The 19,283-nt window shown below is 72.2% G+C and carries 15 protein-coding genes; 2 read left to right on the top strand and 13 right to left on the bottom strand.

Annotation, left to right across the window (positions count from 1 at the left end):
* Positions 1 to 61 precede the first annotated feature (61 nt).
* Genes AB0B57_RS30610 through AB0B57_RS30625 form a run of 4 tightly spaced genes read right to left on the bottom strand, consistent with a single transcriptional unit; the run spans position 62 to position 3,787 of the window.
* Positions 62 to 1,267 (bottom strand): glycosyltransferase, encoded by a 1,206-nt coding sequence (locus tag AB0B57_RS30610; protein WP_357077572.1) that lies wholly within the window; start codon positions 1,265 to 1,267, stop codon positions 62 to 64.
* Complete coding sequence (locus tag AB0B57_RS30615) at positions 1,264 to 1,911, bottom strand: acetyltransferase (protein WP_357077575.1); 648 nt, start codon at positions 1,909 to 1,911, stop codon at positions 1,264 to 1,266. The genes AB0B57_RS30610 and AB0B57_RS30615 overlap by 4 nt, the downstream gene beginning before the upstream one ends.
* The gene (locus AB0B57_RS30620; protein ID WP_357077578.1) at positions 1,908 to 2,633 is read right to left on the bottom strand and encodes a sugar transferase; all 726 of its coding nucleotides are present in this window, start codon (positions 2,631 to 2,633) and stop codon (positions 1,908 to 1,910) included. The genes AB0B57_RS30615 and AB0B57_RS30620 overlap by 4 nt, the downstream gene beginning before the upstream one ends.
* A complete protein-coding gene (locus AB0B57_RS30625) occupies positions 2,630 to 3,787 on the bottom strand; it encodes a DegT/DnrJ/EryC1/StrS family aminotransferase (protein ID WP_357077581.1) in 1,158 nt (385 codons plus the stop codon). Before AB0B57_RS30625 ends, AB0B57_RS30620 begins: the two co-directional genes overlap by 4 nt.
* Positions 3,788 to 4,004: 217 nt before the next feature.
* Here AB0B57_RS30625 and AB0B57_RS30630 point away from each other — a divergent pair, with 217 nt between their 5' ends.
* Positions 4,005 to 4,952: a DUF389 domain-containing protein gene (locus AB0B57_RS30630; protein ID WP_357077585.1), complete on the top strand. Its 948-nt coding sequence runs from the start codon at positions 4,005 to 4,007 to the stop codon at positions 4,950 to 4,952.
* On the opposite strand, the gene AB0B57_RS30635 is transcribed toward AB0B57_RS30630, so the two are convergent.
* The 3 genes from AB0B57_RS30635 to AB0B57_RS30645 all read right to left on the bottom strand — a co-directional run bounded on the left by AB0B57_RS30635 (position 4,882) and on the right by AB0B57_RS30645 (position 9,011).
* Positions 4,882 to 5,349, bottom strand: a complete 468-nt coding sequence (locus AB0B57_RS30635; RefSeq protein ID WP_357077588.1) for a hypothetical protein — start codon at positions 5,347 to 5,349, stop codon at positions 4,882 to 4,884. The genes AB0B57_RS30630 and AB0B57_RS30635 overlap by 71 nt on opposite strands.
* Before the next feature lie 23 nt (positions 5,350 to 5,372).
* Positions 5,373 to 6,257 (bottom strand): aminoglycoside phosphotransferase family protein, encoded by an 885-nt coding sequence (locus AB0B57_RS30640; RefSeq protein WP_357077712.1) that lies wholly within the window; start codon positions 6,255 to 6,257, stop codon positions 5,373 to 5,375.
* Positions 6,258 to 6,548: 291 nt separating this feature from the next.
* The gene (locus AB0B57_RS30645) at positions 6,549 to 9,011 is read right to left on the bottom strand and encodes a Tex family protein (RefSeq protein WP_357077591.1); all 2,463 of its coding nucleotides are present in this window, start codon (positions 9,009 to 9,011) and stop codon (positions 6,549 to 6,551) included.
* Between the two features lie 171 nt (positions 9,012 to 9,182).
* Between AB0B57_RS30645 and dgt the strand changes: the two genes are divergently transcribed.
* Positions 9,183 to 10,694, top strand: a complete 1,512-nt coding sequence (gene dgt, locus AB0B57_RS30650; RefSeq protein ID WP_357077595.1) for a dGTP triphosphohydrolase — start codon at positions 9,183 to 9,185, stop codon at positions 10,692 to 10,694.
* 90 nt (positions 10,695 to 10,784) lie between these two features.
* On the opposite strand, the gene AB0B57_RS30655 is transcribed toward dgt, so the two are convergent.
* The 6 genes from AB0B57_RS30655 to AB0B57_RS30680 form a co-directional block, all read right to left on the bottom strand.
* Complete coding sequence (locus tag AB0B57_RS30655) at positions 10,785 to 11,924, bottom strand: MBL fold metallo-hydrolase (RefSeq protein WP_357077598.1); 1,140 nt, start codon at positions 11,922 to 11,924, stop codon at positions 10,785 to 10,787.
* A gap of 148 nt (positions 11,925 to 12,072) precedes the next feature.
* Positions 12,073 to 13,077 (bottom strand): serine hydrolase, encoded by a 1,005-nt coding sequence (locus tag AB0B57_RS30660; RefSeq protein ID WP_357077601.1) that lies wholly within the window; start codon positions 13,075 to 13,077, stop codon positions 12,073 to 12,075.
* A 112-nt stretch (positions 13,078 to 13,189) separates the two neighbouring features.
* Positions 13,190 to 14,119 carry an SDR family NAD(P)-dependent oxidoreductase gene (locus tag AB0B57_RS30665; protein WP_357077604.1) on the bottom strand — a complete coding sequence of 310 codons (930 nt, stop codon included), beginning with the start codon at positions 14,117 to 14,119 and terminating at the stop codon, positions 13,190 to 13,192.
* Entirely contained in the window at positions 14,116 to 15,300 is a 1,185-nt protein-coding gene (locus tag AB0B57_RS30670; protein ID WP_357077607.1) for a zinc-dependent alcohol dehydrogenase, read from the bottom strand. The genes AB0B57_RS30665 and AB0B57_RS30670 overlap by 4 nt, the downstream gene beginning before the upstream one ends.
* A 1,283-nt stretch (positions 15,301 to 16,583) precedes the next feature.
* Entirely contained in the window at positions 16,584 to 17,348 is a 765-nt protein-coding gene (locus tag AB0B57_RS30675) for a succinate dehydrogenase/fumarate reductase iron-sulfur subunit (RefSeq protein ID WP_357077610.1), read from the bottom strand.
* Positions 17,345 to 19,282, bottom strand: coding sequence for a fumarate reductase/succinate dehydrogenase flavoprotein subunit (locus AB0B57_RS30680; protein WP_357077613.1), 1,938 nt, complete (start codon positions 19,280 to 19,282; stop codon positions 17,345 to 17,347). Before AB0B57_RS30680 ends, AB0B57_RS30675 begins: the two co-directional genes overlap by 4 nt.
* Between the last annotated feature and the right edge of the window lies 1 nt (position 19,283).

A 19,283-nucleotide genomic window follows, 5' to 3' on the forward strand; every position in this document is an offset into this window, starting at 1 on the left:
GACACCGCGGCGGGCGGTCGGTGGTCCGGCGGGACCGACCACCGGCCGCCCGTTGTCGTGCTCACCGCCGCCCGGCCGCCACGTCCTCCACGATGTCCGCCACCTCGGCCGCCGCCCGCAGGTCGTCGAAGGACGTCAGGACGTGGCGGCGGGCCAACCGGCCGCACAGGCTGAGCGTGCCGGCGACCCAACCCTGGTACGCCGAGTCGAGCGCCTCCACCAACGCCGCCGGATCACCAGGCGGAACGACCCAGCCGCAGCGATCGGTCACCGCCTCGGGCAGGCCACCGGCGGCGCTGACGATGCTCGGCACACCCATCGCGCCAGCCTGCACCGCCGCACCAGGGCCGTCACCGAGCGACGGGGAGACGCTGACATCCGCCGCGGCGTAACAGGGCCGCACGTCCGGGATCGACTCCACCCAGGTGATCCCCGGATCGCCGGCGATGCCGAAGCGTTCGCCGAGTTGCCGCCGGTAGGTCTCACCGGCGGCCGTCCAGCCGCCACCGACCAGCAGCAGGTGCGCGTCCGGGTGCCGACGGCGAAACGTCCGCCACGCGGCCAGCAGCACCTCGTGCCCCTTCACCCCCCGACCCGAGTGGATCAACCACTTGGGCGGGTAGACGTGCGCGACCATCACCGCCAGGAACACGCCCTGGTCGATGCCCAACTCGGCGCGCAGCTTGGCCCGCTGATCCGGGCCGGTGGCGTCCGGGCTGAACGCGTCGGTGTCCACCCCGTACACCGCGACCGGGCGGCGGTGTGGCGGACACCCCAACTCGCCGTACCGGGTCGAGGCGTACCGGCAGCCGCAGACCACCACGTCGTCCAGCCGCCACAGCAACCGCTCCACCGACCGGACCAACCGGGATTCCAGGTACGCCGGGTTGGCCACCATGTGCACCCGGCGCACCGGCAGGCCCAGCGTGGCCAGCCGCACCGCGTACGCCGACGCGATCAGGTGGTACTGCACCACGTCCGGGCGCAGCCGGCGCAGCAGCGCGCGCAACAGCAGCAGCCCGATGGGCGCGTACCGGCCCATGGTGAAGTCGTACGGGGAGCTGAGCACCTCGACACCGCGGTGCGCCAACTCGTCGGTGAGCCGGCCGGCGCCCCGCGGCAGCACGACCGTCACCTCGTGCCCCCGGTGCCGCAACTCCTCCACCTGCGGCAGCAGCCACAGCCCGCCGGTGTTGGTCTTGACCACCACCGCGATCCGTAGCTGGCGGACACCGAGCGGACGGTTCGCGCGGGGGCCGACGCTCACCGGGCCGGGACTCCCTTGACCACCGTGCCGGCGGGTACGTCGCGGACCACGCAGGCCCCGGCACCGACGGTGGCGCCGGTGCCGACCCGCAGCGTCTGCAACACCACGGCACCGGCCCCGATCAGCACACCGTCGCCCAGGTGGCAGTCACCGGAAACCGCCGCCAACGGGTTGACCGACACGTGGTCGCCCACCTCGCAGTCGTGCGCCACGGCGCTGTTCTGGTTGAGGTGCACGTGCCGACCGAGTGTGACGTTCGTGGTGACCCGGGCGCCGGGAAACACGATCAGACCCTCGCCGTAGACGGTGTCCGGGCCGACGGTGGCGTCCGGGTGCACCAGCACCGCCGCCGGCAGCCGGTACGCGGCCAGCCGCTGGTCCACCGACCGCCGGGCGGTCGGATCCCCGATGCCCAGCGCCAGGTGGGTGCCGGCGGGCTGCTTGCCCAGGCGGGCGGTGCCGCCGAGGTAGGGCACCTCCAGCCGCTGCACCCGCTTCAGGTTGACCTCGCTGGGCTCGTCGTCGACGAAGCCGCGTACCCGCCACACCGGGCCGCCGCGGGCGGCGGCGTTGACGGCCCGGACGATGCCGAGCACCTCCCGGCCGTGCCCGCCGCAGCCGACGACGACGATGTCCAGGCTCACCGGCGGCCCTCCGCCGGCCCAGGACCGCCGGCGCCGGCCAGTTCGGCCGGGCCGGGGAACCCGTGCACGGTGGCCGGCTTTGCCGGGCCGGGCACCCCGTGCACGGTGGCCGGCTCGGCCGGGCCGAGGAACTCGTGGGCGGTGGCCGCACCGGCCGCGGTGATCCCCTCCCGGCGCACGACCGTGCGTACCGTGCGCAGCAGGATCCGCAGGTCCAGGGCGAGTGAGCGCTGCCGCACGTAGCGCACGTCGAGGGCGAAGCGGTCGTCCCAGCTCAGCGCGTTGCGCCCGTACACCTGTTGGAGGCCGGTGATGCCGGGGCGGACGTCGTGCCGGCGGAGCTGCTCCGGGCTGTAGCGGCTCAGGTACGCCGGCAGCAGGGGACGCGGCCCGACCAGGCTCATCTCGCCGCGCAGCACGTTCCACAACTGCGGCAGCTCGTCGAGGCTTGTCGTCCGCAGCCACCGGCCGAAGGTGGTGAGCCGGGCGGCGTCGTTGGCCGGCGCCTGATCCTCGCCGCCGACGGTCATCGAACGGAACTTCACCAGGTGGAACAGCTGGCCGTGCCGACCCGGGCGGGCCTGCCGGAACAGCACGGGCCGACCCATGGTGACCAGGACGGCCAGCGCCACCGCGGCGAGCACCGGCGTCGCCAGCAGCAGGCCGGTGGCGGCCAGGACCACGTCCAGCACTCGTTTGACGATGTCGTAGGACCGGTTCATCGGTGTCCGTCCAGAAACTCGGTGATCGCGGCGAACACGCGCTCCACCTGGTCGTCGGTGAGGGCGGAGCCGCTGGGCAGGGACAGGCTGGTGGCGAAGAGGCGGTCGGCGACACCGGTGCGGGCGACCTGCCGGTCGGCGTACACCGGTTGGCGGTGCATCGGTTTCCACATCGGGCGGCACTCCACCCCGTGGCGGGCCAGGTGCTCGGCGAGGTGGGCGGGCTGCCAGCCGGTCCGCTCCGGTTCGACGACGACGGAGGTCAGCCAGCAGTTCGAGCCGGGGTCACCGGCGCCGAGGATCCGGGTGCCGGTGACGCCGCCGAAGAGCCGCGCGTACCTGTCGCGCAGGGCCCGCCGCCGGGCGATCATGGTGTCCAGTCGGGTGAGCTGGGCGCGGCCGAGCGCGGCGAGCAACGTGCTGAGCCGGTAGTTGTAGCCCACGTCGCGGTGCTCGTAGTGCGACACCGGTTCGCGCGCCTGGGTGGCGAGGTGGCGGGCCCGGGCGACAAGCGCGGGGTCGTCGGAGACCAGCATCCCGCCACCTGTGGTGGTCATCACCTTGTTGTGGCTGAACGAGTAGATCCCGACCCGGCCGAACGTGCCGGCACATCGCCCCCGGTAGGTCGAGCCGAGGGCCTGCGCCGCGTCCTCCACCACCGGGACGCCGATGGCCGCGCAGAGCGGCAGCAGCCTGTCGTAGTCGGCGCACCGGCCGTTGATGTCCACGCTCAACACGGCGGCGACGCGTCGGCCCGCGTCGACGAGACGACCGAGCAGGTCGGAGAGCAGGTCGACGTCGAGATTGCCGGTGGACGCGTCACAGTCCACGAAGACCGGTTCGGCACCGGTGTAGGTGACCGCGTTGGCGGTGGCGGCGAACGTGAGCGTGGGCACCACCACCACGGTCTCCGGCCCCGCGCCGACGGCGAGCAGTGCCAGGTGCAGAGCGGCGGTGCCGGAGGAGAGCCCGAGCGCGTGGCCCACGCCGACCCGCGCGGCGAGCTCCTGCTCGAACGCGCCCAACTCCGGCCCGTCCGGGTCGAAGCGCCCGGCCCGGATGGCGCGCAGCAGGTAGGACTCCTCCAACTCGCCGACGTCGGGTGGGGAGAGGAAGACCGGGTCGGCCACGCCTGGTCCGCCGCTGCGCGCCACGGGCGGACGGTGGTGGATCAGATCCACGGACGGCGCCTCCGATCGAACGATAGGGAAGACCCAAATGGTTGTATCAGCCGGTATGGGATTCGGTGAGTGGTTTTGCCGATTGCGCGGCGAATCCACCCGATCGGTCTTCGCGTTCGGCTGGCCAACAGACTCGGCCGGTAGAGTGCTGCCGGCCGCGCTGGCGATACGTCCACACCAGGGAGAACGAGTGCTGCACCTGAGGGTGATTGCCCCGGCCGACCGGTCGTCCGAGGTCGTCGACCTGCTCGCCACCGATGCGGGGGTGACGCACCTGGCCGTGCTGCCCGGTGCGGCCCGGCAGCCGAAGGGTGACCTCATCCTCTGCGACGTGGTGCGGGAAAGCGCCGACAAGGTGTTGCAGGGTTTGCAGCGGATCGGCGTGGACACCAGCGGTGGCATCGCGGCCGACGACGTGGAGCTGACCCTCTCGAGCGCGGCCGACCGGGCCGCCCGGCGGGCCCCCGGCAGCGGCGCGGACGCGGTGGTCTGGGACGAGATCGCCGCGAAGACCGGCGAGCAGACCGAGCTGTCCGGCACCTACCTCGTACTGATCGTGGTGGCCACCATGATCGCTGGCATCGGCGTGCTGCTGGACCAGCCGATCCTCATCGTCGGGGCGATGGTGGTCGGCCCGGAGTTCGGCCCCCTGGCCGCGCTCTGCGTGGCGCTGCTGCGCCGGCGGCTCGGGGTGATCGGCCGCTCGGTGCAGGCGCTCTCGGTCGGCTTCCTGGCGGCCATGATGGCGACCGTGCTGAGCACCTGGGCACTGACCGCCGCTGGCCTGGTCAGTCGGGAGATGCTGCTCGCCGACCGTCCGCTCACCGACTTCATCTGGCGGCCGGACGCATTGTCCTGGGTGGTCGGCCTGCTCGCCGGTGTGGCCGGCATGCTGTCATTGACGTCCAAGAAGTCCGGCAGCCTCGTCGGGGTGCTGATCTCGGTGACCACGGTGCCGGCCGCGGCGAACGTCGCGGTGGCCGCCGCCTACGGGGTGTGGGACGAGGCGGGCGGCTCGGCGCTCCAACTGGTGATCAACCTGTGCGCGATCGTTCTGGCCGGGCTGCTCACCCTCGTGGTGCAGCAGGTCTGGTGGTGGAACCTGGCCCGCCGGTCCCGCCGTCCAGCAGCCGGGTGAGCAGCGTCCGCAACGGGATCGACTCGCCGTCGCGGCCTCCCGCCCCGATCACCAACGGCGCCGGGCTGGGCTGCGGGTCGACCCCGAACAGCCGGGCCCGCACGCCCCCGGGCACCGTCAACAGGTGGAACCGACCGTCCACGTCCACCGCCCGGGTCCCGGCCCGGTCGACGTACCAGCCGGTCAGCCTCGTCCGGTAGCGCCCGCGCCCGTCGTACCCCCGGGCCACCAGCCGGGTGGTGGGCAGCCCTCGCAAGGTCGCCTCCGCCACGAACCAGGCCACCAACTCCGCCGCCTGCGACTGCTCGGCGGCCCGCCGCCGAGCGTCCGCGTCGGCGTGCGCCCGCACCGCCTGCCGCTGCCGCTCCCGCCACTCACGGCCGTCGCCCTCACCCACGAGCCGACGGTACGCGACCCGACTCAGTCGAGTACGGCCAGCAGGGTGTGCTGGGCGATGCCGGCCATCACCGGGTTCGTCTCCACGTAGTACGGCAGTGCGTTGATCGCCTGTTCCAGCGCCCAACCGCGCCCCCGCTCCCAGGTGGCGTCGTCCACGCCCAACGCCCGCCGGTACGTTTCCCGCGGCCCGGGGTCGAACATGTTCCACGCCGGCATCAGGTCCACCGCCGGGTCGCCGACCTTGACCGACTCCAGGTCGATGACCGCGACCAGGCGACCATCGCGGACCAGCAGATTGCCCGGCATCAGATCGGCGTGGATCCACCCGTCGGCCGGGTCAGCCCGACCCGCCTGCCGGCACCGGTCCCACACCCGGGCGAGCGCGGCGGTGTCGGTGAGGTCGCCGCTGACGGCGAGGGCAGCCCGTACGCCGGCATCCTGGTCGGCCAGTGGCCCGCCCCGACCAGCCCCGGACCACGATCGTCCGCCGCTGTCGATGCCGTGCAGGGCGACCACGACAGCGGCCAGGTCACGGGCGAAGACGTCGGCGTTGCCGATCCGGTCCGGCCGCGCCGTCTCCCCGGGGATGAACCGGTACGCCGTCCACGGCCCGGGGTACCCGTCGCCCGGCGCACCGAGGCCGAGTGGCTCGGGCACCGCGACCGGCAGGTGCGCGGCGAGCAGTACGGCGTGCTCCTGCTCCCGCCGCAGCGCGGCGCCCAGGTCAGGATCGGCGGAGGGCCGCAGCGGAAACCGCAGCACGAACTCCGTACCGAGCCGGAACAGGGCGTTCACCGTGCCAGCCGAGGGAAGCGGCCGGATCGGCAGGCCGCGCCAACGCGGAAACTGCTCGGCCACCAGCGCGGCAACCACGTCCGCGCTCACGTCCACCTGGTCGGCATGCATCCGCACCGCGAGATCATCACCCCAAACCCCACCACCGCGCGACCCGATTACCCCCCACCCCCACCCCACCCCCACCCCTCCGTCACCCACCCCACCCCCACCCCTCCGTCGATCATGGGGTTATAGCCACCGCGGCCGGCGTGTCGTGACAACAACTCCATGATCGACGGAGGGTGGGGGTGGGGGTGGGTGGGGGGTGGGGTGGTTCGGCCTGGATGTTGTCGCGGGCGGGCCGAGGATGACCGTCCCACCTTGGGGCATTCCGGGCGCCTCCTCGCGCCGGCCGACGGATCAGGCGAGTCCTGCGCGGCGCAGAGCCTCCGCCATCGCGTCGTTGGCCGGTGCCGGTGCGCCCTGCCGCTGCTGGCCGCCCCGTGCGCCCTGGCCGCCGCGACCGCCGGATCCGCCCTGGCCGCCGGATCCGCCGCGACCGCCGGACCCTGCCTGGCCGCCGGACCCGCCGCGATCGGCGGACCCCGGCTGCCCGCCGCGTCCACCCTGCGGTCCGCGCTGGGCCGGGCCGCCGCGCCCCTCCTGGCTCGTCCGACCATCGCCACCGGCGGCGGCCGGCTCGTCTTCCAGGCGCAGAGTCAGCGAGATCCGCTTTCGGGGTACGTCCACGTCGAGCACCCGCACCCGCACCACGTCACCGGACTTGACCACCTCGCGGGGGTCCTTGACGAAGGTCCGGGACATCGCCGACACGTGCACCAGACCGTCCTGGTGCACCCCGACGTCCACGAAGGCGCCGAACGCGGCCACGTTGGTGACCACACCCTCCAGCACCATGCCCGGGGTCAGGTCGCCGATCTTCTCCACCCCCTCGACGAAGGTCGCGGTGCGGAACTCCGGCCGGGGATCACGGCCCGGCTTCTCCAACTCGGCGAGGATGTCGGTGACGGTGGGCAGGCCGAACCGGTCGTCGACGAAGTCGGTGGCCCGCAGCCCGCGCAGGATCGCGCTCCTGCCGATCACCGAGCGCAGGTCCTGCCCGGTGCTGGCGAGGATCCGGCGCACCACCGGGTACGCCTCGGGGTGCACGCTGGACGAGTCCAGCGGGTCGTCGCCGTCGGGGATGCGCAGGAAGCCCGCGCACTGCTCGAACGCCTTCGGCCCGAGCCGCGCCACCTTCTTCAACTCGGTACGCGAACGGAACGGCCCGTTGGCGTCCCGGTGCAACACGATGTTCTCGGCCAGGCCGGCGCCGATCCCGGAGACCCGGGTCAGCAGCGGCGCGGAGGCGGTGTTGACGTCCACCCCGACCGCGTTGACGCAGTCCTCCACCACCGCGTCCAGCGACCGGGACAGCTTCACCTCGGACAGGTCGTGCTGGTACTGGCCGACCCCGATCGACCGTGGATCGATCTTGACCAGCTCGGCGAGCGGGTCCTGGAGTCGGCGGGCGATGGACACCGCCCCCCGCAGCGACACGTCCATCCCCGGCAGCTCCTGGGAGGCGTACGCGGAGGCGGAGTAGACCGACGCGCCGGCCTCGGAGACCATCACCTTGGTCAGGTTGAGCTGCGGGTGCCGCTTGATCAGGTCAGCGGCCAGCTTGTCGGTCTCCCGCGAGGCGGTGCCGTTGCCGATGGCGATCAGCTCCACCCCGTGCGCCCCGGCCAGCCGGGCGAGGGCCTCGACCGACGCGTCCCACTGCCGGCGCGGCTCGTGCGGGTAGATGGTGTCGGTGGCGAGCACCTTGCCGGTGGCGTCCACCACTGCCACCTTCACGCCGGTCCGCAGGCCCGGGTCCAGGCCCATCGTCGGGCGGGTGCCGGCCGGGGCGGCCAGCAGCAGGTCGCGCAGGTTGGTGGCGAAGACGCGTACCGCCTCCTCCTCGGCCGCCTGCCACAGCCGCATCCGCAGGTCCGCGCCGAGGTGGATGAGGATCCGGGTACGCCACGCCCAGCGCACCGTGTCGGCCAGCCAACGGTCGGCCGGTCGGCCCGCGTCGGACACCCCGAACCGGCCGGCGATGGCCGCCTCGTACCGGGTCGGGCCGGTCGGCACCGCGTCCGCCTCGCCGGCCTCCTCCGACTCCATGGTCAGGTCGAGCACGCCCTCCTTCTCACCCCGGAACATGGCCAGGATGCGGTGTGAGGGCAGCTTCGGGTACGGCTCGGAGAAGTCGAAGTAGTCGGCGAACTTGGCGCCGGCCGCCTCCTGACCCTCGCGTACCCGGGACACCAGACGCCCCCGCGACCACATCTGCTCGCGCAGCGTGCCGATCAGGTCGGCGTCCTCCGCGAAGGTCTCGATCAGGATGGCCCGCGCGCCCTCCAACGCGGCGGCGGCGTCCGCGACGCCCTTCTCCGCGTCGACGAACCCGGCGGCCGTGGCCCGTGGGTCCTTACTGGGGTCGGCAAGCAGCGTCTCGGCCAGCGGGGCCAACCCGGCCTCCCGGGCGATCTGCGCCCGGGTGCGCCGCTTCGGCTTGTACGGCAGGTAGATGTCCTCCAGCCGGGACTTCGAGTCGGCGGCCATGATCTGCGCTTCCAGGGCCTCGTCCAGCTTGCCCTGACCGCGGATGGACTCCAGCACCGCCGCCCGTCGCTCGTCCAGCTCGCGCAGGTAGCGCAGCCGCTCCTCCAGCGTGCGCAGCTGGGTGTCGTCGAGCAGGCCGGTGGCCTCCTTGCGGTAACGGGCGATGAACGGCACGGTGGCGCCGCCGTCGAGCAGCTCCACGGCCGCCCGCACCTGACGCTCGGCCACGCCGAGCTCGTCGGCGATCCGCTGATGAACAGACTGGGTCACGATCTCGATCCGCCTTCGACTCGATCCGCCTTCACAGAGCGGATACCGCCTGCATTCTGCCGGGCGGCCCCCGGCGGCGTCGCCGCGCCCGGCCGGGCCGGGCTGACGTCGCCGGGCCCGGCCGGGGTGACCCCCGGACGGCGCCGCCGGGCCTGCGCTAGCGTGGCGATCATGGAAACACCTGCGGAGCCGCGCGCCCGGCGGCTCTTCGGCGGCAGCGCCCGGGCCCTCGGCGACCTGACGGCCAACCCGTTCCGCGCCGACCGGGACCGCATCGTCGGCTCGCCGTTCTTCGCCCGCCTCGGCGGTGTCACCCAGGTGATCAGCCCGGTCGGCTCCGGGCTGCTGGTGCACAATCGGCTCACCCACAGCCTGAAGGTCGCCCAGGTCGCGCGGGCGGTAGCCGAGCGGCTGAACGCCGACGAGCGGTCGCGTGACCTGCTGGACAAGCTTGGCGGCTGCGACCCCGACGTGGTGGAGGCCGCCGCGCTCGCCCACGACCTCGGTCACCCGCCGTTCGGGCACCTGGGGGAGCGGGTGCTGGATCGGCTGGCCCGCCAGCGCCTCGGCCTCACCGACGGTTTCGAGGGCAACGCGCAGTCGTACCGGATCGTCACCAGCACCGAGATCCGGGGCGCGGCCACTACCGGGTTGGACCTGACCGCGGCGGTCCGCGCGGCGATGCTGAAGTACCCGTGGACCCGGCTGGACCACCCCGACCCGCACCCCCGCACCATGGACCCGTCGCCGCGCGGCGCCACCCCGCCGCCGGACGACCCGGAGAGCGGCTCGTCGAAGTTCGGCGCGTACCGCACCGAACTGGACGACCTGCGGCAGGCGCGGGAGCCGTTCGCCTGTCGCATCCCGGACTGGCAGCAGACCGTGGAGGCGTCCGTGATGGACACCGCCGACGACATCGCGTACGCCATCCACGACGTGGAGGACTTCTACCGGGTCGGTGTGCTCCAACAGGGGTCGGTCTCCGCCGAGCTGATGGCCTGGCAGCGCGAGAGCGGGCAACTCCGGGCGATCACCGACGCGGCGCTGGCCACCGCGGCGCGACGACCCGGTGCGGCGATCGAGCGGCTCCGTCGGCAGCTGCACCGCAAGGACGCCTGGATCGCGGACGATGACGCCTTCGCCGCCGCCGTCGAGCACGTTCGCGAGGAGCTGGTCGACGGGCTGCTGGCGATGCCGTTCGACGGTTCGATCGAAGCCGAGCAGTACGTGGCGCGGTTCTCCGCCCGCTGGTCCACGCGCTTCGTCGAGGCGATCACGGTGACCGACGCGCCCTCGGTGCGTTCCGGGCACGTGCTGCTCGGCGGCGCGCAGTGGCACGAGGTGCAGGTGCTCAAGTTCGTCCACCACCGCTTCGTGCTGGCCCGCCCGGACCTCGCCCTGCACCAACGCGGCCAGGCCCGACTGCTCGGCACCCTGGTCGAGGCGCTCTGGGAGTGGCTACTCGACCCGGAGGAGGAGTCCCGGTTGCCCCGCCGACTGCACGACCTGGTCGAGTTGGCCGAGGCGGAGTTGCACCCGCGTACCCCGGATCGGATCGGGCGGGCCCGGGGCCGGGCCATCGTGGATTTCGTCGCACAGCTCACCGACGGACAGGCGGTGGCCATGCTGGACGCGCTGTCCGGCCGCTCCGGTGCCCTCTGGACCGACGCGTTCGTGCTCTGAGCGGCCCGCCCCTCAGGCGACGCCTGCCTCGGCCTGGTTCAGGCGATGCCTGCTGTGGCCTGGTTCAGGCGATGCCTGCCTTGGCCTGGTTCAGGCGATGGCCTGCCACCAGCCGTCGACGGCGGGCGGCTCGTCGACCACCACCCGCTCACCCGGGCGGGGCACGGCGAGCCGCACGTCGCGGGCCTTCGCCTCGGCCCACAGCCGGTCGACCGGCTCGGACCAGTCGTGCAGGGCCAGGTTGAACGTCGCCCAGTGCACCGGGACGAACAGCCCACCGCGCAGGTCGAGGTGGGCGCTGACGGCCTCCTCGGGGAACATGTGGATCGTCGGCCAGGCCCGGTCGTACGCGCCGATCTGCATCAGCGTCACGTCGAACGGGCCGTGCTCGGCACCGATCTCCGCGTACCCGTCGAAGTAGCCGGAGTCGCCGGTGTAGAAGACCCGGCGGCGCGCCCCGGCCACCACCCAGGAGCTCCACAGGGTGCCGTCGCGGCGCAACCCCCGACCGGAGAAGTGCTGGGCGGCGGTCGCGGTGATCTCCAGCCCGGCGACCCGGTGCGACTCGGACCAGTCCAGTTCGATGATCCGTTCGGCCGGTACGCCCCAACGGTCCAGGTGCGCGCCCACACCGAGCGGCACCAGGAACGGCGCGGACTGCCCGGCCAGCAGCGCCCGCACGGTGGCCATGTCGAGGTGGTCGTAGTGGTCGTGGGAGATGAGGATGGCGTCCAGCGGGGGCAGTTCGTCGAGTCGTACCGGTGGTTCGTGCAGCCGACGCGGGCCGACCAGCCCGGACGGTGAGCAACGGTCGCTCCACACCGGGTCGAGCAGCACCCGCCGGCCCTCGATCTCGATGAGCGTCGAGGCGTGCCCGTACCAGACGATGGTGAGCTCGTCGGCGGTGTCGGCCGTGCCGGCGCTGGGGCGCAGCAGCGGCACGGGTGCGGTGGGACGCCGCTTCTGCTTGCCGAAGATCAGCTCGCGGAGCAGGTTGCGCCCCGGCTCGGCGATCATGGTGCGGGTGCCGGCCCGGTTGTGGAAGGTGCCCTCGCGGAACTGGGGTGAGCGGGCCGCGCGCTCGGCCCGGGCCCCGCTGAGTCGGCCACCGAGGGCCGCCGGCACATCCCGGGCGACCCAGGCCAGGCCGGCGAGCGCGGCCAGGCCCGCCGCGCCCCGCATCCGCCGCCCGAGCGACCGTTCGACGTCCGTGCTCCGCGCTCGTGCCATTGCCGTCCCTCCGACGTGTCCGCCCTACACGGTAGTCACCCGCGCCGAACGGTGCCGCGGCGGTCGCCACGCCGGGTGTGTCGAAGCCCCTGGCCCGCCGCAGGCCGGCCAGGGGCTTCGAGGAGGGGCTGGCTGGATCTTTGGCCTGCTAGCCGCCGTTGCTGGGGCGGCGGGCGGTGATCCGGAACGTCTTGCCCGCGCCCGCGATGCGGTCCACCGCGGCCAGGAACTTGGGGCCCATGGCGGCGCGGGCCTGCACCGCCGGGTGGGTGGCGCCGAAGTTGTCCGGGTCAGCCTGACCGTCGGCGAACAGCGCGTAGGTGAGCACCGCCGCACCGGAACGGTCGAAGATCACGCCGGCCTCGTGCCGGGCGTCGGCGTACCAGCCGGCCTTGGTGGCGATCCGCGCCCGCTCGTCGGAGGACATCGTGCGCCGGATGCCGTCGGTGAACGCCACCGGCGAACGCAGGATACCCAGCAGGTACGTGGTCGAGGCGGGCGAGAGCAGGGTGCCGCCGACCAGGGCGCGCAGCAGGTCGTGCGTCTCACGCGGGGTGCTGGTGCCGAGGAAGAACCGGTTGGGGTTGGCCACCGGCTCGACCTGGGTGTTCGGGAAGCCCTTGGCGACCAGGATGGAGTTGATCTCGGCGGCCGGGGCGACCAGCCCAGACAGCCGTACCGCGGTGTCGTCCGACACGGTCAGCAGGTTGGCCAGCACGTGCCCGATCGTCACCTTACTGGGGTACGCGCCGTCCAGGCTGAAGATGCCGTCACCGCCCGGCACCACGATCGCCGCGGTCACCTCGACCTGCTGGTCCAGGGTGAGCAGCCCGCGGTCGACCTTGTCGAGCACCGCCGTGGCGACCGCGATCTTGTTGACGCTGTACGCCTCGATCCGCCGGTCCGCGTCGGCCGCCACCGCGACCACCGGCGTCCCGGCCGGGTCGGCCACGCTGATGTACGCCTGCCAGTTGCCGCCGGCCTCGGTGCTGTGCCTGGTGAAGATCGAGGCAATCCGGGTGGCGGCCCGGGCGGGGGTGGTCGGGGCGGCCTCGGTGCTCTCGGCGGCGCTCGCCGGAGCGGCGGCGCCCAGCACCGTGCCCGCGGTAGCCATCGTGCCCAACCCGAGTGCGGTCCTACGGTTCAGTCGCATGGTCAATCGTCTCCCCCATAGTGGAGCGCCAGAGCGCTTGCTGGCCCACCACCCTAGGCGAGTTGATCGACGCAAGACGAACCCCAAACAGTCGCAAACAGTCCCGAACAGATCAGCCGAGCCGACGGCGCAATGCGGTGCCAACCGCACCAACCGTGCCGAACAGGAGTTGCCGCAGGTCAGGGAGGTGGCCGCCGCGTACCGCCTCGCCGGCCGGGTTCGGGGCGAAGACCGAGCCGTCGTGCGCGGCGACCGGCCGTCCACCGAGGCCCAACGCCCGCATCAACGGCCCGACCAACACGTCGTAGACCCCCGGCAGTACGGTGAAGCCGGCGCGCAACACCACGTTGAGCCGACCCACCGAGACCTCCCGGCGCGGCCGGTCCACACAGTCCACGATGGCCCGGGCCACCCGCCGCGGGCTGGTCACCGGCGGTGGGGGCCGCCCGATCCGGCCCAGATAGTTCGCCGCCTGCTGGTAGACGGGAGTGTCCACGCTGCCCGGGTTGACCAGGCACAACTGGATCTCCGGGCGGTCGCGCAACTCCTGCTGCACCGTCCGGGCCAGCCCCTGCAGCCCCCACTTGCTGGCCACGTACGCGCTCATGTACGGCGCGGTGATGTGCCCGAGCACCGAGCCGGTGAGAACGACGGTGCCGGCTCCGGCAGCCCGGAAGTGCCGCAGCGCCACCCGCACCGAGGCGGCGGTGCCGAGCAGGTCGGTGCGTACCACCTGGTCGAAGACCCGCTCGGGCAGCTCGTCGAAGCGCCCGTAGGCCATCACCGCCGCCGTGTGCACCCAGACGTCGATGCGACCGAACCGCCCGATCGCCGCGTCCGCGAGCGCCTGCAACGCGCCCGGCTCGGTGACGTCGGTCGGCACGGTCAGCACGTCGACGTCGGCGCACTCCGCGCGTACCTCGGCAAGGGTCGTGGTGGCGCGGGCCGCGAGGACGAGGCGGTCGCCGCGCTCGGCGAACGCCCGGGCTGTCGCCCGGCCGACCCCGCTGCTCGCGCCGACGACCACCACCACCCGGCTCACGGTTCGAGCACGACCTTGATGCAGCCGTCGTCCTTCTTCTGGAACATCTCGTACGCCTGCGGAGCGCGCGCCAGCGGCAACCGGTGGGTACGCAGGTCCTCCACGCCCAGCGGATCGTCGTCGCCGGAGAGCAGCGGCAGGATCTCGTCGGTCCACCGGCGCACGTGGCACTGCCCCATCCGCAGTTGGATGCCCCGATCGAACATCTCCATCAGCGGCATCGGGTCCACCTCACCGCCGTAGACGCCGGAGATCGACACGGTGCCGCCGCGCCGGACCGCCTTGACGGCGGCGTGCAGCACCGACAACCGGTCCAGTGCGCCCTTGTCGGTCATCACCTGGGCCAGCTTGTCCGGCAGAAGCCCGACGGCCGCGTGGGCCAGCTTGCCGCCCGGCGAACCGTGCGCCTCCATGCCGACCGCGTCGATCACCGCATCCGGGCCACGCCCGTCGACCAGGTCGATCAGCGCACCCGGCACATCGGACAACTCGCGCACGTCGAGCACCTCGATGCCGTGCCGGCGGGCCAACTCCAGCCGCTCGGGCACCAGGTCCAACCCGATCACCCGGCCGGCACCGAGATGACGGCCGATCCGGGCGCAGAACTGCCCGACCGGGCCCAGCCCGAACACGGCCAGGGTGCCGCCCGGCGGGGTGTCCGCGTACTTCACGGCCTGCCACGCGGTGGGCAGGATGTCGGACAGGTAGAGGTAACGCTCGTCGGCACCGGTCTCCGGGACCTTGATCGGGCCGAAGTGGGCCTGCGGAACCCGCAGGTACTCGGCCTGCCCGCCGGGCACCGAACCATAGAGCGAGGTGTACCCGAACAACGACGCGCCCTTGCCCTCGCTGGTGACCTGCGTGGTCTCGCACTGCGCGTAGAGCTGCCGGCTACACATCCAACAACTGCCGCAGGAGATGTTGAACGGCACCACCACCCGGTCGCCCGGCCGGAGCCCGGTCACCTCCGACCCGACCTCCTCGACGATGCCCATCGGTTCGTGGCCCAGGACGTCACCGGGCTTCAGGTACGGCCCGAGCACCTCGTACAGGTGCAGGTCCGAGCCGCAGATCGCGGTCGACGTGATCTTCACGATCGCGTCGGTCGGCTCCTCGATCCGCGGGTCCGGCACCTCCTCGACCCGTACGTCCCGCTTGCCCTGCCACGTCAACGCCTTCATGACTGGTCGCCTCCCTTGGTCGCTGCCTGACTGCTACCCGGGAGAGAGGAGTTGAACCGGCCGCACCCGAGGGCCACGGTTCGCGCCCTCCTGGCTCAGGTGGTCCGCGTTGGTCCTGGTGTCGGTTGGGTCTGGTCGGTGGTTGTTGGCTGGTCGGTGGTTGCGGTCCGGGCTGGGGGCGACCGTCCCCGGCTCCGGGCGGTCAGGCTTGATCCCTCCGCCGGGGACGGTCGCCCCCAGCCCTCGCGGGGGCGACGTCCGCTGGTGTGCTCTGCGTTCTGCGCGCTCGTTGGTGGGGCCCGCTGGTGTGTTCTGTGTTCTGTGTTCTGTGTTCTGTGTTCTGCGTGCTTGTGTGGTTGGTCTGCTCGTCGCTCTCCGCGCTTGCGTGGGTGGGGTCCGGTCGTGTGTTTCCTGCCCTGGCTCGCTGGTGCGGACCGCTCGTTGCTTCCGGCCCTGGTCTGCTGGTGCGTCTGCCCGTGTTCTCGCTGCGCTGGCCCGTCGTGGCGTCCGCCCTGCGCTTCCGGCGCCGATCGGCGACCCACAGGACGTGCGATCTGCCTTCTTGGCCCCTTTTGTCAGTGCGGCTGGCGCGTTCTCCAGGGCAAGGTCGAGCTGATCAACTCGTCTTTCTTGAAGTCGCGGTATCCGAGGCCCGGCGACAGCCCGACTTCCTGAAACCCGAGTGGATCATGCGCTCCGAGAGGGGTGAGGTGGCGTGCGGCCGAGCGCAGTGGCCCGAGAAGCCGGCGCGAGGCGAGGGGGACGAGGTGGAGCGCGACCGAGCGCAGTGCCCGAGAAGTCGAGGCGGGGAGAGCCGAGGCGGAGCGCGACAGGGCGTAGTGAGGCGATGCGGCAGGGCGTGGCGGGGAGACATGGCGGGTCGAGGCGAAGAGGTGGGGCGAGTCGAGGCAGAGCGGCGGGGCGTAGCGAGGAGGCAAGGCGCGGCAGGGCGTGGCGGGGCGGTGAGGCGATGCGAAGGGGCGGGGCGTGACAGCCAGCGGGGCCTCGGTGCTCGGCAGGCGCCGGCGTACCACCGCAGAAGCGCAACCGGCGGACGGACCGTGACCAAGGTCAGGGCTGGGGCGACCGTCCCCGGCGGAGGGATCAAGCCTGACCGCCCGGAGCCGGGGACGGTCGTCCCAGCCCCCACCGCAACCAAAGACGAGACCGCAACAGACGAGACCGCAACAGACGAGACCGCAACAGACGAGACGAGACCGCAAACGCCAAACCGCCGTACCCCCGGAGGTGCGGGGGCACGGCGGTCCGGGTGGCGTGGCGCCTCAGGAGCCGGGGGTGTTGCCGGCCCCCTTGGCGGTGGCCGCGAGGTAGTCGCGGTTGAGGCGGCCGATGGTGTTCAGTGGGATGCCCTTCGGGCAGGCCGGGGTGCACTCGCCGGCGTTGGTGCAGCCGCCGAAACCGGCCTCGTCGTGCGCGTCGACCATGCCGATGACCCGGGTGTAGCGCTCCGGCTGGCCCTGCGGCAGCAGGGAGAGCTGGGTGAGCTTGGCGGCGGTGAAGAGCATGCCGGAGCCGTTCGGGCAGGCTGCCACGCAGGCGCCGCAGCCGATGCAGGCCGCCGACTCGAAGGCGGCGTCCGCGTTGGCCTTGGCGACCGGGGTGGAGTGCGCCTCGGGCGCGCTGCCGGTCGGTGCGGTGATGTAACCACCGGCGGCGATGATCTTGTCGAAGGCGCCCCGGTTGACGACCAGGTCCTTGATGACCGGGAAGGCGCTGGCCCGCCACGGCTCGATGTCGATCGTCTCGCCGTCGGTGAACTGCCGCATGTGCAGCTGGCACGCGGTGGTGCCGCGCTGCGGCCCGTGCGCGTCGCCGTTGATCATCATGCCGCACATGCCGCAGATGCCCTCGCGGCAGTCGTGGTCGAAGGCGACCGGGTCCTCGCCGGCGAGGATCAGCCGCTCGTTGAGTACGTCGAGCATCTCCAGGAAGGACATGTCGGGGGACACGTCGTCGACCGGGTAGGTCACCATCCGACCCTTGTCCTCAGGGCCCTTCTGGCGCCAGATGCGCAGGGTCAGGTTCACTTGTAGCTCCGCTGCGTGGGGTGGACGTATTCGAACTTCAGGTCTTCCTTGTGCAGCACCGAGGGTTCACCGGTGGCGGTGAACTCCCAGGCCGCCACGTACGCGAACCGGTCGTCGTCGCGCTGCGCCTCACCGTCGGGGGTCTGGTGCTCGGCCCGGAAGTGGCCGCCGCAGGACTCCTCGCGGTGTAGGGCGTCGATGCACATCAGCTCGGCCAGTTCGAAGAAGTCGGCAACCCGGCCGGCCTTCTCCAGCGACTGGTTGAGTTCCTCGCCGGTGCCGGACACCTTGACCCGCTGCCAGAACTGCTCGCGCAGGTCGCGGATCTCGTCGATCGCCTTGCGCAGCCCGGCCTCGCTGCGTTCCATGCCGCAGTGTTCCCACATGATCTGGCCCAGCTCCCGGTGGAACGAGTCCACGGTGCGGTCGCCGTCGACGGCGAGCAGCCGCTGGATCCGGTCCTCGACCTCGGTACGGGCCTCGACGGCCGCCGGGTGGCTGGCGTCGACCTTCTCCAACCCGCCCGACGCCAGGTAGTTGGCGATCGTGGTGGGCAGGACGAAGTAGCCGTCGGCGAGGCCCTGCATCAGCGCCGAGGCGCCGAGGCGGTTCGCGCCGTGGTCGGAGAAGTTCGCCTCGCCGATCACGAACAGGCCGGGGATGCTCGACTGGAGGTCGTAGTCGACCCAGAGGCCGCCCATCGTGTAGTGCACGGCGGGGTAGATGCGCATCGGCACCTCGTACGGGTCCTCGCCGGTGATCCGCTCGTACATCTCGAAGAGGTTGCCGTACTTGGCCTCGATGGCCTTGCGGCCGAGCCGACCGATCGCGTCGGCGAAGTCGAGGTAGACACCGAGCTTGGTCGGCCCGACGCCGCGGCCCTCGTCGCAGACGTTCTTGGCGGCGCGGGAGGCGATGTCGCGGGGGACCAGGTTGCCGAAGGAGGGGTAGATCCGCTCCAGGTAGTAGTCCCGCTCGTCCTCGGGGATGTCCTTGGGGCTGCGGTCGTCGCCCTTGGTCTTCGGCACCCAGACCCGGCCGTCGTTGCGCAGCGACTCGCTCATCAGGGTCAGCTTCGACTGGTGGTCGCCGGAGACCGGGATGCAGGTCGGGTGGATCTGCGTGTAGCAGGGGTTGGCGAAGTACGCGCCCTTGCGGTGGGCCCGCCAGGTAGCGGTGACGTTGCAGCCCTTGGCGTTCGTGGAGAGGTAGAAGACGTTGCCGTAGCCGCCGGAGGCGAGCACGACGGCGTCGGCCATCTCGGTGCTGATCTCGCCGGTGACCAGGTCGCGGACGACGATGCCCCGGGCCTTGCCGTCGACGATGACCAGCTCCAGCATCTCGTGCCGGGCGTTCATCTCCACGTTGCCGAGGCCGATCTGCCGCTCCAGGGCCTGGTACGCGCCGAGCAGCAGTTGCTGGCCCGTCTGGCCCCGGGCGTAGAAGGTGCGCTGCACCTGGGCGCCACCGAAGGAGCGGGTGTCCAGCAGGCCGCCGTACTCGCGGGCGAACGGCACACCCTGGGCGACGCACTGGTCGATGATGTTGACCGACACCTCGGCGAGCCGGTGCACGTTCGACTCCCGGGAGCGGAAGTCGCCGCCCTTGACGGTGTCGTAGAACAGCCGGTGTACGGAGTCGCCGTCGTTGCGGTAGTTCTTCGCCGCGTTGATGCCGCCCTGTGCCGCGATGGAGTGCGCCCGGCGCGGGCTGTCCTGGTAGCAGTAGGACTTGACGTGGTAGCCCTGCTCGGCCAGGGTCGCCGCGGCCGAGCCGCCGGCCAGGCCGGTGCCGACCACGATCACTGTCATCTTGCGACGGTTGGCGGGGTTGACCAGCTTGGCCTCGAAGCGTCGGGTCTCCCAACGCTTCTCGACCGGGCCGGCGGGAGCCCTGGTGTCGGCGATCGGGTCGCCCTCGGTGAAGAGTTCCATG

It is taken from the genome of Micromonospora sp. NPDC049101, from assembly GCF_040648675.1.
Taxonomy (GTDB): domain Bacteria; phylum Actinomycetota; class Actinomycetes; order Mycobacteriales; family Micromonosporaceae; genus Micromonospora.